This window comes from Streptomyces sp. NPDC006643, from assembly GCF_042870175.1.
GTDB lineage: Bacteria > Actinomycetota > Actinomycetes > Streptomycetales > Streptomycetaceae > Streptomyces.
In genome coordinates this window covers 36,266-48,346 of the sequence record NZ_JBIAHA010000008.1, presented here as the reverse complement: position 1 = coordinate 48,346, position 12,081 = coordinate 36,266, and the positions used below count along the sequence as shown (strand labels likewise).

Sequence of the window (12,081 nt, the reverse complement as noted above, 5' to 3'; positions counted from 1 at the left end):
GCGCCCCCGCCCCCCTGCGGGCATCCCCGCCCGCCCTCCGGTCCCGCGTCTTCCCGGCGGTGTGACCGGCCGCTGGAGGCCCGGCCCGGAGGTTCCGTTTGGGCTTTCGGGCAATCAGCGGGAAGACTGCTCCCGTGACGTCCCGAAAGCCTGATGAGCAATTGGCGCGCAACTCCAGACTCCGACTCGTCCGCCCGCGAGCGTTGACCACGGCCCGACGGGCCGTGACCACCGGACGAACACGTCCGGCACCCCGTCCGCCGGAGGGCACCCCGCCCCCCGCGGAGCTGGCCCGTCAGGCGCGGGCCGTACTGGCCGACGCCGTACGGATCGCCCGCTGGGCCGCGGCCGACCGGGACCCCGGCGCGGGCCCGCTCGCCCCGAAGGCCCGTGAACGGGCCGCCGCCGCCCTGGAGTTGACCCCGGATCAGGTGAGCGCGGGCTGGGACCGCGCCAGGCTCGCCGGGCTCGTCGAACTGCACGGCGGCACCGCGCGTCCCGGCTGGCGTCTGCGCGCCTGGGACCGTGACGACTCCGCCGTCCTGCGCGGCTGGGTCGCCCTCTTCGACGCCTGGTCGCTCGTCCACGCCGCCCCCGCCGACGTCGCCCCGGCGACGGTCGCCGAGGTCGTCGAGGCCGTCCCCCAGGTGCTCTCCCTCCTCCAGCTCTCGGCCGGCCCGGTGCTCGTACCGGCGCTGCTCGACCTGCTCCAGCAGCGCGTCGCGGAACTGCGCGACGAGCGCTGCGAGGTCCCGTACGACCCCAACGCCGCGTCCGGCCCCACGGCCGTCCCGACGGCGTCCGCACCGGACCCCGACCCGGCACGGGCCGACGACACGGTCCCGCTGCCGCCGCTGCTCGACTGGGCCCTCGAAGGACTGGCCGCCGTCGGCGCGCTGACCCTCGGCAAGGGCCAGGCGACCCTCACTCCGCTCGGCAACTGGGCGGTCTGGGTCAAGCTGGAACAGATCTGCGTCGCCGCCCAGAGCCCGGCGGGCAACATCGAGCAGTCCGCCGACAACATGCTGCGCGGCTGCGCCCGGCTCACCCCCGGACCGGCCCGCGCCGAATACCGCGCCTGGCTCGCCGCCCGCCCCGTCGGCAGCGCCGTCACCGAACTCCTCGCCGTGGCACGCGGCGAGGACGCGCTCCTGCGCGGGCTGGCCTTCGAGGCGCTGCGCGTCGTCGGCGCCCCCGCCGAGCCCGAGGTGCGCGCCGCGAGCGCCGAGCCCTCCGTACGTCCCTACGCGCTGCTCTGGCTCGCCGAGTACGAAGGCGCTGACCCCGAGGACGCGCCCGACGTCCTCACCCGTGAGGAGTCCACCTGGCTCTGGGTCGACACCGCCGCGGCCGTCGCCGACCACGGCGAGACCGCGCTGCTGGTCCGCCATCTCGACTCGGCCGTCCAGGGCACCGTCCCCGCCCTGCTCGACGAGGTCAGGGCCGTCGGCCACCCCCGCACCGTGCAGGTGCTGGTCGCGCTGGCGGCGGCGCACCCGGACCCGGCCCTCGCGAAGGCCGTACGCAGGGCCGCGTTCCAGGTCCACACCGGAGGAGCCTGACCCGGCCGGAGCCGGGCGCCCACGGGGTGTCCGGCGCCGGCCGGGTCCGCCGCGCCGGTCGACCGTCCCGCTCCGGCGCGTCCGCCGCGCCGTCCGGCCGTCCCGCCCCGCCTGTGACCCGCGTCTCAGTTCGTCCGGTCGCGCCCCGGCCACCGACAACGCGGCCGGGGCCGCCCGCCCCGGACAGACCCCGCCAGGCGTAAAGCAGTTGTGCGGCCCCGGTAGACTCGGCCGTATGGCATTTCTCCTTGTGCATTAGCCGGCGTCGAAGATTCCCCTCCGCCTGCCCTTCCGCCGTCCATACCGCCTTGGAGTTTTACCGTGATCACCGCCACCGGTGTCGAGTTGCGCGCCGGCGCCCGCGTCCTCATCGAGTCCGCCTCCTTCCGTATCGCCAAGGGCGACCGCGTCGGCCTCGTCGGCCGCAACGGAGCGGGCAAGACCACCCTCACCAAGTGCCTCGCGGGTGAGGGAATCCCCGCCGCCGGCACCATCACCCGCTCCGGCGACGTCGGTTATCTGCCGCAGGACCCGCGCACCGGCGACCTCGACACCCTCGCCCGCGACCGCATCCTCTCCGCCCGGGACCTCGACTCCGTCCTGAAGAAGATGCGCGAGAACGAGGACCGGATGGCGAACGGCAAGGGCGCCACCCGCGAGAAGGCGATGAAGAAGTACGAGCGCCTGGAGACGGAGTTCCTGACCAAGGGCGGTTACGCCGCCGAGTCCGAGGCCGCCACCATCGCCGCCGCGCTCGGCCTGCCCGACCGGGTCCTCGGCCAGCCCCTCCATACGCTCTCCGGCGGTCAGCGCCGCCGCGTCGAACTCGCCCGCATCCTCTTCTCGGACGCCGACACCCTGCTCCTGGACGAGCCGACCAACCACCTGGACGCCGACTCCATCGTCTGGCTGCGGGACTACCTCAAGTCCTACCGCGGCGGCTTCATCGTCATCTCCCACGACGTCGACCTCGTCGAGACGGTCGTCAACAAGGTCTTCTACCTGGACGCCAACCGCTCCCAGATCGACGTCTACAACATGGGCTGGAAGCTCTACCAGCAGCAGCGCGAGTCCGACGAGAAGCGCCGCAAGCGCGAGCGGGCCAACGCCGAGAAGAAGGCCGCGACCCTCAACTCGCAGGCCGACAAGATGCGCGCCAAGGCCACCAAGACCGTCGCCGCCCAGAACATGGCACGCCGCGCCGAGCGACTGCTCTCCGGACTGGAGGCGGTACGCCAGTCCGACAAGGTCGCCAAGCTGCGCTTCCCCGACCCGGCGCCGTGCGGCAAGACACCGCTGACCGCCGAGGGCCTGTCGAAGTCGTACGGCTCCCTGGAGATCTTCACCGATGTCGACCTGGCCATCGACAAGGGCTCTCGCGTCGTCATCCTCGGGCTCAACGGCGCCGGCAAGACCACCTTGCTGCGTCTGCTCGCCGGGGTGGAGACCCCCGACACCGGTGAGGTGACGCCGGGCCACGGCCTCAAGCTCGGCTACTACGCCCAGGAGCACGAGACGCTCGACCCGGACCGCTCCGTCCTGGAGAACATGCGCTCGTCCGCCCCGGACCTGGACCTGGTCGAGGTCCGCAAGACCCTCGGCTCGTTCCTCTTCTCCGGGGACGACGTCGACAAGCCCGCCCGGGTCCTGTCCGGCGGCGAGAAGACCCGGCTGGCGCTGGCGACCCTGGTGGTCTCGTCGGCCAACGTGCTCCTTCTGGACGAGCCCACGAACAACCTCGACCCGGCCAGCCGCGAGGAGATCCTCGGCGCGCTGCGCACGTACAAGGGCGCGGTCATCCTCGTCACCCACGACGAGGGCGCCGTACAGGCGCTCGAACCCGAACGGATCATCCTGCTGCCCGACGGTGTCGAGGACCTGTGGGGCGCGGACTACGCGGATCTGGTGGCGCTGGCCTGACGGCACGGGCGTGATCCACTCCGTATGGATCATTCGGCTCAGCGGTGATCCATCATCTGAGTGAGTGCGTCTCGTACTTTGGCGTGGCGTGCGGACGATCAAGCCGTTCCGGGACCAGTTCGGTCAGCTTTCCCACACGCATCGTCTGACCTGCTGTTTCTTGTGCGGATCCGGCGACGGGTGTGCGCAGGCCGGTCTGGAAGTAGCGATTCCGTTCGTGTTCGAATCCTGGGCTCCGACGAAGCTTGTGGTGCGAACCTTGCTGAATGGGTGGCCAGGAGCGCCCCGAGGGGTGATCATGAGAAGTCCAGAGCGCACTTCCATGAGGAGGCACGGGTGGCCGAGACTCTGAAGAAGGGCAGCCGGGTAACCGGCCCCGCGCGCGACAAGCTCGCGGCAGACCTGAAGAAGAAGTACGACTCCGGTGCGAGTATCCGTGCGCTGGCCGAGGAAACAGGCCGGTCCTACGGATTCGTCCACCGGATGCTCAGCGAGTCCGGAGTCACGCTGCGGGGACGCGGCGGAGCGACACGCGGCAAGAAGGCCACGGCCTGACGACCGCGTACCGCTTCTCCGGCCACCGGTTCCACCGGTGACCACCCGGCCGGTCGTCGCGGTCGACCGGGTGGTTACTGTGCAGTCACTTAGCTCTCAGTGCTGACTGCACCGGACCGGAGGCACCCCATGACTTCGCTCGATCCCGTACTCGACAAGGACGGCGTACAGCTCACCGTCGAGGACGCCGTTGCCACGGTGACTCTGACCAACCCGGCCAAGCGCAACGCTCAGTCTCCCGCTCTGTGGCGGGCGTTGACGGAAGCCGGGCAGTCACTTCCGGGCAGCGTGCGGGTCGTCGTGCTGCGCGGCGAAGGCAAGTCCTTCTCCGCCGGCCTCGACCGGCAGGCGTTCACCCCCGAGGGCTTCGACGGTGAACCCTCCTTCCCGGAGCTGGCACGCCGCACCGACACGGACCTCGACGCGGCCATCGCCGCGTACCAGTCCGCCTTCACCTGGTGGCGCCGGAGCGACATCGTGTCGATCGCCGCCGTCCAGGGACACGCCATCGGCGCCGGCTTCCAGCTCGCGCTCGCCTGTGACCTGCGCGTCGTCGCGTCGGACGTGCAGTTCGCCATGCGCGAGACCAGCCTGGGCCTGGTCCCCGACCTCGGTGGTACACACCCCCTCGTCGGCATCGTCGGGTACGCCCGCGCGCTGGAGATCTGCGCGACCGGCCGGTTCGTCCAGGCCGACGAGGCGGAGCGCACCGGCCTGGCCAATCTCGTCGTACCGCCGGGAGAACTCGACGCGGCGGTACTGGACTTGACCGCCGCCCTGCTCGCCGCGCCCCGTGACGCGACCGTCGAGACGAAGGCGCTGCTGCTGGGCGCCCCGGCGCGTACCTACGACGAGCAGCGTGCCGCCGAACGCGCCGCACAGGCACGGCGCCTGCGGGACCTGGCGGGCCTCGGCGACTGATCGCCCGCCCCCCGGTCAGCCCGGCACATCCACCGCCGTGATCAGGACGGCCACCGTCGGGTGGCTCGGCAGCGACGCCGTCACCGCGCGGCTCACCGCACGGGCCACCTCCGGCGGGTGGTGGCCCGCCGCCGTCGCCAGCTCGACCCGGACATGACCCTCGGTCACCAGCACCGCCGTACCGAGCGACCCGGACAGATGGGCGACGCCGGGGACGTTCGCCGCGACGACCGCCGCCGTGCCCGTCGGAGCGACGGCGGTTGCCCCGACCGGCGCAGCCGCCCCCCAGGAATCCGAAGCGCCGGAATCGATGTCCGGATCCGGGTCCGGCGCCTTCTCCAGCAGCGCCGTCACCCGCAGGTCCACCGCCGTCACCCGCAGCCCCAGCCGGTCCACCGCATGGGCGTACAGCGCCGTCCGCAGCCGCTCGGCCACATCCGGCAGCGGCACGCCCGTGACCGCCGCGAAATCCCCCTCGACCCGCAGCGCCCCCGGCGGCAGCGCGCCGGGCGGCGGAGGCACCGCGGGCGGCTGCGCGGATGCGGGATCGGCCGGCCGGATCCGCAGCCGCCCCGGCGCGGCGCCGGACACCTCCCACGCCGTACGCCGCAACGCTGTCGTCGCCGCCCGTTCGGCCAGCCACGCGCCGTCCGCCGCCTCGCCCAGCGGGAGCAGCCGGCCGAGGCCGAGCCGTTCGCGTACCGCCGCGCTCCATCCGTCCGAACCGTCGCCACCGTGCCCTGTCGTCATGACCTCAGACTGCCGCATTCCTGGCGCGAGACCGGGCAAGGCGCCCTAATGTGAGCACAGAGTTCATCGGCGGACGGAAAGGGACGAATCACATGTCCGACATCGCACAGCACAACCAGTCCGAGCCCTCCGGCTCCTCGTCGTCCACCGACGACCAGCGGAAGACGTCCACCGGCAGGAAGGGTGACCCGGCCTCCCGCGGACGGACCACCATCGCCGACGGCGTGGTCGAGAAGATCGCCGGCCTCGCTGCCCGTGACGTGCTCGGCGTCCACGCGATGGGCAGCGGCATGTCCCGCACCTTCGGCGCCGTACGCGACCGGGTCCCCGGCGGCACCAAGTCCGTCTCGCGCGGTGTGAAGGCCGAGGTGGGCGAGGTACAGACCGCCCTCGATCTGGAGATCGTCGTGGATTACGGCGTGTCGATCGCCGATGTCGCCCGCGACGTACGGGAGAACGTGATCTCAGCCGTCGAGCGGATGACCGGCCTTGAGGTCGTCGAGGTCAACATCGCCGTCAGCGATGTGAAGCTGCCCGACGAAGAGGACGACGAGTCGGAGTCCCGGCTCCAGTAACGACGGCCGGATCCGCACGACCGAACAGGAGTCACGATGAGTATGGCGGTGGTCGGCCTGTTGGCCGGTATGGCCCTGGCGTTCGCCGGATACTTCGGCGGGTTCGGAGCCTTTCTGCTGGTGGCCGCGTTGGGCGCGGTCGGGTTCGTGGTCGGCCGGTTCCTCGACGGCGATCTGGAAGCGGGCGACTTCTTCCGCGGTCGCGACCGCGACGAACGCCGGCGGTGACCGCCCGTGGCCGGTGAACGGGTGGCGGCTGCGGGGCGCGGGGCGACCACGATCGCCGACCGCGTCGTCGCGAAGATCGCCGCGCAGGCGGCGCGGGAGGCGCTGGACGGCGTACCGGAAGGTGGTGCGGCGCCGCACGCGAGCGTCCTCGTCCACCACGACGTCGCGCGCGTACGGGTCGGTGTCGAGCTGGAGTACCCCTGCGACATCGGCGCCCAGTGCGGCGCCGTGCGTCGCCGGGTGACCGAGCGGGTACATGCCCTGGCGGGGATGGAGGTGCCCGAAGTGGCGGTCACGGTCGAACACCTCCACTCCGCCCAGTCGCGCGCGGCGCAGGGGAGGATCCAATGAGCGAACCGGTGGGCGAAGGGACCGAGCACCCCTCGGGTGCCGTCCGCGCGGATGTGATCGAACTGGACCAGTCCTCCTCGGCGGCCCGGTACGAGTCGAAGCGCCCCACGCTGGGGCACGGCGAAGCGGACGGCAAGGCGGGCCGCTTCTGGTCCTGGCGCCGTATCCCCGCATCGGTGGTCGCGGTTGTCCTGCTCGGCGCGGCTGCGCTGCTGCTGTACGACGTCGCGGCCGTACGCGCCGACCATCCGGCCATGTACTGGCGCCGCTGGCTCGCCGACCAGCTCGCCACCCAGCCCCTCGACGACACCTGGGTCCTGGTCGGTACGGGCGTCGCGGCGGTCCTCGGCCTCTGGCTGCTCCTCCTCGCTCTTACGCCCGGCCTGCGCCAGGTGCTGCCGATGCGGCGCGGCCCCGCGCGCGTACGGGCCGGGCTCGACCGCGACGCGGCGGCGCTGATCCTGCGCGACCGGGCGCTGGAAGTCTCCGGCGTGCAGTCCGTACGGGTACGGGCCCGCCGCTCCAAGGTCCGCGTACGGGCCGTGTCCCACTTCCGCGAACTGGACGACGTACGCGCCGATCTCGACACCGCGCTGGGGACCGGCATCGGCGAGCTGGGCCTCGTCAAGCCGCCCGCGCTCTCCGTACACGTCCGCCGGCCGAAGAAGAAGGGATGACGGGGATGCTCAGGGTCGTCAACCGTGTCCTGCTGGGCCTCGTCGGGCTGGCGCTGCTCTGCGTGGGCGGCGGCGTGCTGGCGACGGGGCTGGGCGTGTCCGTACCGTCCTGGTGGCCGTACAGCGGAAAGAAGGACGTCCTGCTGAGCGACGCCGACCGGGACCGGTGGCGCGACCAGGGCTGGTGGTGGCCGGTCGTCATCGCGGTCCTCGCCGTCCTGCTGCTGCTGGCGCTGTGGTGGCTGCTGTCCCAACTGCGCCGCGCACGGCTGGCGGAGGTCCTCGTCGACAGCGGCGACGGGGAGGGCGCGCTGCTGCGGGGGAGGGCGCTGGAGAACGTGCTGGAGAGCGAGGCGCAGTCGCTGGACGGGGTGTCCCAGGCACGGGTCCGGCTGACGGGGCGGCGCAGTGCGCCCGAGGCGCGGGTGCGCCTGCTGCTGGAGCCGCACGCGGCGCCGGGGGCGGCGCTGGAACGGCTGACGGGGGAGGCGGTGGCGCATGCGCGGGAGTCGGCGGGGCTGGATTCGCTGCCGACGGAAGCGCGATTGCGGGCTGCCAAGCATCGGGCGCAGCGGGTGACTTGAGGGCGCCGTTCAGCCCTGGGGCGGGGGCCGCTGCGCGGGGCTCTGTTCCCCTACCCGCCCCTTCCCGAAACCGGGGCTCCGCCCCGGACCCCGCGCCTCAAACGCCGGCGGGGCTGAAGATGCCTGCCCGGTCCCGCGCCTCAAGCGTCGGCGGGGCTGGGAAGAGCCGTCAGTACCCGTGGCGGGTGCCGCCGTCGATCGGGAGCATCAGGCCCGTCAGATAGGACGCCGCCGGGGAGAGCATGAACGCCGCCGTGCGGCCGAACTCCTCCGGGGTGCCGTAGCGGCGCAGCGGGATGCGGGACTCGTGGGACGCGCGCGCCGCCGACGGGTCGGGGGACAGCGCGTCGAGTTCGCGGACGCGGTCCGTGTCGATCCGGGCCGGCAGCAGGCCTATCACGCGTATGCCGCGCGGGCCCACCTCGTCGGCCAGCGACTTCGCGAAACCCGCCAGGCCCGGCCGCAGACCGTTGGAGATGGTGAGGCCGCGTATCGGTTCGTAGACCGAGCCGGACAGGACGAGGCCGATGACCCCGCCGTCGCCCAGCTCCGCCGCCGCCGTACGCGCCAGCCGTACCGCGCCCAGGAAGACCGAGTCGAACGCCGAGCGCCACTGCTCGTCCGTCGTCTCCAGCGCGAGACCCGGCGGCGGGCCGCCGACGCTGATCAGGATTCCGTCGAAACCGCCGAACCGCTCCCGGGCCACCGCCGGCAGACGCTCCGCGACGGCGGGATCGGCGTTGTCCGCGGCGACGCCGAACGCGTTCGGACCGATCGAGGCCGCCGCCTCGGTGACGGACTTCTCGTCGCGCCCGGTGACGACCACTTTCGCGCCGTCCGCCGCCAGCGCTTCGGCGGACGCGCGCCCGAGTCCCCGGGACGCGCCGGTGACGACGTAGACACGGTCCTTCAGTCCAAGATCCATGACCCCTATCCTGCCTCCTCCTCCGCCGCCAGGGCGAGGGCCGTCCCCACGAGACCGATATGACTGAACGCCTGCGGGAAGTTGCCGAGTTGCCGGCCGATCGCCGGGTCGTACTCCTCGGCGAGCAGACCGACGTCGTTGCGCAGCGCGAGAAGCCGCTCGAAGAGGGCCGTCGCCTCCTTCTTGCGGCCCGTCATCAGCAGGGCGTCCGCCAGCCAGAACGAGCAGACGAGAAACGTGCCCTCCCGGCCCGGCAGCCCGTCGACCGACGCGCCCTCCGTGCTGTAGCGGCGGACCAGTCCGTCCGGGCCCAGCTCCGCCCGGACCGCGTCGACCGTGCCCACGACCCTCGGATCGTCCGGCGGCAGAAAGCCGAAGCGCGGGATCAGCAGCGTCGCCGCGTCCAGTTCCTCGGAGCCGTACGCCTGCGTGAAGGTGTTACGGACCGGGTCGTAGCCCTTCTCGCACACCTCGCGGTGCACCTCGTCGCGCATCGCGCGCCACCGGTTCACATCGCCGCGCAGCGACGGATCGGCCTCCAGTGTCTTGACCGCGCGGTCGGCGGCGACCCACGCCATCACCTTGGAGTGCGTGAAGTGCTGCCTCGGGCCGCGTACTTCCCACAGGCCCTCGTCCGGCTCGCGCCATTTCGACTCCAGGAAGCCCAGCAGGGCGAGTTGGAGGTCCCAGGCGTGCGGCCGGCCGGTGAGGCCGACGCCCCGGGCCACATGCAGGGAGTCGATGACCTCGCCGTACACGTCGAGCTGGAGCTGGTCGACCGCCTCGTTCCCGATCCGGACCGGGCTCGCGCCCCCGTAACCGCTCAGCCACGGCAACTCCGACTCGGGCAGCCGCCGTTCACCGCCGACGCCGTACATGATCTGGAGGTCCGAGGGGTCACCGGCGACCGCGCGCAGCAGCCAGTCGCGCCAGGACTCCGCCTCGTCGACATAGCCCGCGGAGAGCAGGGCGCCCAGGACGAGCGCCGAGTCGCGGAGCCAGCAGTAGCGGTAGTCCCAGTTCCGTACGCCTCCCAGCTCCTCCGGGAGCGAGGTCGTGGGGGCCGCGACGATGCCGCCCGTTGGGGCGTAGGTGAGTGCCTTCAGGGTCAGCAGCGAGCGCATCACCGCGTCGCGGTGCGGCCCCTCGTACGTGCACCGCGCCGCCCACCGCGCCCAGTCCTCCACGCTGTGCTCCAGCGCCTCGAACGGGTCGATGAGATCGGGGCGCGGCAGATGCGAGGGGTGCCAGGTGAGAACGAACGCGACCTGCTCACCGGCGCCGACGGTGAACGACGAGCAGGTACTGAACTCCTGCCCCCAGGTCTTGACCGACGGCCCCTCGTCCGGCGGCGGTTCAGCGCCGCCGGACCGCGCCCGGGACACGCTCCGCAGCCAGACCGAGTCGGGCCCGGCGACCGCGACGCGCTGTCCGTCGGTCTTGCGCACCCACGGCACGACCGAGCCGTAGTCGAAGCGCAGCCGCAGGGTGGCGCTCATCTCCACCGAGCCGCTGACGCCTTCCACGATCCGCACGACGTCCGGTGCCTCGTCGCGCTGCGGCATGAAGTCGGTGACCTTCACCGTGCCGCCCCTGGTCTCCCAGAGGGTCTCCAGCACCAGCGAATCGCCCACGTACCGGCGGCTGGTGGCGCGGCTCGCGCCCCGGGGGGCGAGCAGCCAGTGGCCGTTCTCCTTGTTGCCGAGCAGGGAGGCGAAGCAGGCGGCCGAGTCGAAGCGTGGCAGGCACAACCAGTCGATGGAGCCGTTCATTCCGACGAGGGCCGCGGTTTGCAGGTCGCCGATGAGGGCGTAGTCCTCGATGCGTTGGGTCACCTCAGCCATGTTCCCGCAGGACAGGGACGTTATGCGGGGGCAGTCTCACGCTCGGGGGTGCTTCGGGTGGCGGCCGAAGCACGGTCGCGTAGCTCGCGCCGTACGAGGACGACCCATCCGACGGGCACGGCGGCCGTGAACAGCCACCACTGCACCGCGTACGCCATGTGCGCGCCGATGGAGCCGGAGTCGGGCCGCGGGATCTGCTCCGGGCTGCCGCCGGGCGCCGCGGGGGCGGTCTGCTCGATGTAGCCGCCGAGGACGGTACGGCCGAGGGACCGGGCCTGCTGCTCGCTGTTGATCAGCATGACCTGGCGGTCGGGGAGGTCCTTGAGTTCCTTGATGCCGCTGGTGCCGGTCGTCTCGTCGGCCTTGAGGCGGCCGGTGACGGTGACCTCGCCCTTCGGCGCCGCCGGGATGTCGGGGAAGGTCCGCTGGTCCGCGCCGAAGGGGACCCAGCCCCGGTTGACGAGGACCGCGCGGCCGTCGGCCAGGACGAACGGGGTCAGGACGTGGAAGCCGACGGTCTCGTCGGTGTTGGTCCGGCGGCGTACGACGACCTCGTGCTCCGTGTCGTACCGGCCGGTGGCCTCGACCTGGCGCCAGAAGTCGGCGCGCGGCACGGTGTGGCCGGGGGAGGTCAGCTCGGTGACCGGGACCGGCTTCGCCTTGAGGTTGTTCGCGATCAGGGTGTTCTGCGCCACCCGGTGCTGATGCCGGTGCAGCTGCCAGAAGCCCAGCTCGATCATCACGGGGATGAGGACGAGGGCGAGCAGGGTGAGGATCACCCACTGCCGCGACAGGAGGAAGCGGTACACGCCTCCGACGGTACCCGGCGGGCCGGGCGTCCCCGCCAGCGGGTCCGCCCGCCGGCCGGTGCGCCCGGCCCGCCGGGCCGGCGGCACTCACACCCGGTCGACGATGCCCACCTTCCCCTCCGCGCGGGCGCAGTGGGCTCCGCAGAACCACTGGCCCTCGACCTCGACGCCCTGGCCGATGATCTGGACCCGGCAGTGTTCACAGACGGGCGCCATGCGGTGGATGGCGCAGGAGAAGCAGTCGAAGACATGCACCGCGCCCTGCGCGTGCACCTCGAAGGACATGCCGTACTCGTTTCCGCAGACTTCGCAACGTGCCATGCGGCACAGGTTGGGACGCGGTGCGGCGGTGTGCGAGCGGTCGGCGGGCGCGTCGCGGC

General features: G+C 72.3%; 14 protein-coding genes. 9 read left to right on the top strand and 5 right to left on the bottom strand.

Annotated features, from left to right (window positions below):
• Positions 1-134 precede the first annotated feature (134 nt).
• The 4 genes from ACFYNU_RS12950 to ACFYNU_RS12935 all read left to right on the top strand — a co-directional run bounded on the left by ACFYNU_RS12950 (position 135) and on the right by ACFYNU_RS12935 (position 4,958).
• On the top strand, positions 135-1,562 hold the full coding sequence (locus ACFYNU_RS12950; RefSeq protein ID WP_388766075.1) for a hypothetical protein: 1,428 nt from the start codon (positions 135-137) through the stop codon (positions 1,560-1,562).
• A 321-nt stretch (positions 1,563-1,883) separates the two neighbouring features.
• Positions 1,884-3,482 carry an ABC-F family ATP-binding cassette domain-containing protein gene (locus ACFYNU_RS12945; RefSeq protein ID WP_356586118.1) on the top strand — a complete coding sequence of 533 codons (1,599 nt, stop codon included), beginning with the start codon at positions 1,884-1,886 and terminating at the stop codon, positions 3,480-3,482.
• A gap of 336 nt (positions 3,483-3,818) precedes the next feature.
• A complete protein-coding gene (locus ACFYNU_RS12940) occupies positions 3,819-4,037 on the top strand; it encodes a helix-turn-helix domain-containing protein (protein WP_356586120.1) in 219 nt (72 codons plus the stop codon).
• Positions 4,038-4,166: 129 nt separating this feature from the next.
• The gene (locus tag ACFYNU_RS12935) at positions 4,167-4,958 is read left to right on the top strand and encodes an enoyl-CoA hydratase/isomerase family protein (protein WP_356586122.1); all 792 of its coding nucleotides are present in this window, start codon (positions 4,167-4,169) and stop codon (positions 4,956-4,958) included.
• A gap of 15 nt (positions 4,959-4,973) precedes the next feature.
• On the opposite strand, the gene ACFYNU_RS12930 is transcribed toward ACFYNU_RS12935, so the two are convergent.
• A complete protein-coding gene (locus ACFYNU_RS12930) occupies positions 4,974-5,708 on the bottom strand; it encodes a hypothetical protein (RefSeq protein ID WP_356586124.1) in 735 nt (244 codons plus the stop codon).
• Positions 5,709-5,800: 92 nt separating this feature from the next.
• Between ACFYNU_RS12930 and ACFYNU_RS12925 the strand changes: the two genes are divergently transcribed.
• Genes ACFYNU_RS12925 through amaP form a run of 5 tightly spaced genes read left to right on the top strand, consistent with a single transcriptional unit; the run spans position 5,801 to position 8,123 of the window.
• Complete coding sequence (locus ACFYNU_RS12925; RefSeq protein ID WP_356586126.1) at positions 5,801-6,283, top strand: Asp23/Gls24 family envelope stress response protein; 483 nt, start codon at positions 5,801-5,803, stop codon at positions 6,281-6,283.
• 36 nt (positions 6,284-6,319) lie between these two features.
• A complete protein-coding gene (locus tag ACFYNU_RS12920) occupies positions 6,320-6,511 on the top strand; it encodes a hypothetical protein (RefSeq protein ID WP_356586128.1) in 192 nt (63 codons plus the stop codon).
• Positions 6,512-6,517: 6 nt separating this feature from the next.
• Positions 6,518-6,862 (top strand): hypothetical protein, encoded by a 345-nt coding sequence (locus ACFYNU_RS12915; RefSeq protein ID WP_356586130.1) that lies wholly within the window; start codon positions 6,518-6,520, stop codon positions 6,860-6,862.
• Positions 6,859-7,539, top strand: coding sequence for a DUF6286 domain-containing protein (locus ACFYNU_RS12910; protein WP_356586132.1), 681 nt, complete (start codon positions 6,859-6,861; stop codon positions 7,537-7,539). Before ACFYNU_RS12915 ends, ACFYNU_RS12910 begins: the two co-directional genes overlap by 4 nt.
• The gene (gene amaP / locus ACFYNU_RS12905) at positions 7,536-8,123 is read left to right on the top strand and encodes an alkaline shock response membrane anchor protein AmaP (protein WP_356586134.1); all 588 of its coding nucleotides are present in this window, start codon (positions 7,536-7,538) and stop codon (positions 8,121-8,123) included. Before ACFYNU_RS12910 ends, amaP begins: the two co-directional genes overlap by 4 nt.
• A 169-nt stretch (positions 8,124-8,292) precedes the next feature.
• Here the strand turns inward: amaP and ACFYNU_RS12900 are convergent, their stop codons facing one another.
• From ACFYNU_RS12900 to ACFYNU_RS12885, 4 genes are all read right to left on the bottom strand, one after another.
• On the bottom strand, positions 8,293-9,048 hold the full coding sequence (locus ACFYNU_RS12900) for an SDR family oxidoreductase (RefSeq protein WP_356586136.1): 756 nt from the start codon (positions 9,046-9,048) through the stop codon (positions 8,293-8,295).
• 5 nt (positions 9,049-9,053) lie between these two features.
• Positions 9,054-10,883, bottom strand: coding sequence for a glycoside hydrolase family 15 protein (locus ACFYNU_RS12895; protein WP_356586138.1), 1,830 nt, complete (start codon positions 10,881-10,883; stop codon positions 9,054-9,056).
• 29 nt (positions 10,884-10,912) lie between these two features.
• Positions 10,913-11,701, bottom strand: coding sequence for an SURF1 family protein (locus ACFYNU_RS12890; protein ID WP_356586140.1), 789 nt, complete (start codon positions 11,699-11,701; stop codon positions 10,913-10,915).
• Positions 11,702-11,788: 87 nt separating this feature from the next.
• Positions 11,789-12,022, bottom strand: a complete 234-nt coding sequence (locus ACFYNU_RS12885; RefSeq protein ID WP_078494392.1) for a hypothetical protein — start codon at positions 12,020-12,022, stop codon at positions 11,789-11,791.
• Positions 12,023-12,081: the final 59 nt, after the last annotated feature.

Excerpts from the sequence above, each read along its gene's own strand:
- ACFYNU_RS12935 (WP_356586122.1), top strand. The coding sequence starts at position 4,167 with ATGACTTCGCTCGATCCCGTACTCGACAAGGACGGCGTACAGCTCACC.
- ACFYNU_RS12930 (WP_356586124.1), bottom strand. The coding sequence starts at position 5,708 with ATGACGACAGGGCACGGTGGCGACGGTTCGGACGGATGGAGCGCGGCG.
- ACFYNU_RS12925 (WP_356586126.1), top strand. The coding sequence starts at position 5,801 with ATGTCCGACATCGCACAGCACAACCAGTCCGAGCCCTCCGGCTCCTCG.
- ACFYNU_RS12920 (WP_356586128.1), top strand. The coding sequence starts at position 6,320 with ATGAGTATGGCGGTGGTCGGCCTGTTGGCCGGTATGGCCCTGGCGTTC.
- ACFYNU_RS12910 (WP_356586132.1), top strand. The coding sequence starts at position 6,859 with ATGAGCGAACCGGTGGGCGAAGGGACCGAGCACCCCTCGGGTGCCGTC.
- amaP (WP_356586134.1), top strand. The coding sequence starts at position 7,536 with ATGACGGGGATGCTCAGGGTCGTCAACCGTGTCCTGCTGGGCCTCGTC.
- ACFYNU_RS12900 (WP_356586136.1), bottom strand. The coding sequence starts at position 9,048 with ATGGATCTTGGACTGAAGGACCGTGTCTACGTCGTCACCGGCGCGTCC.
- ACFYNU_RS12885 (WP_078494392.1), bottom strand. The coding sequence starts at position 12,022 with ATGGCACGTTGCGAAGTCTGCGGAAACGAGTACGGCATGTCCTTCGAG.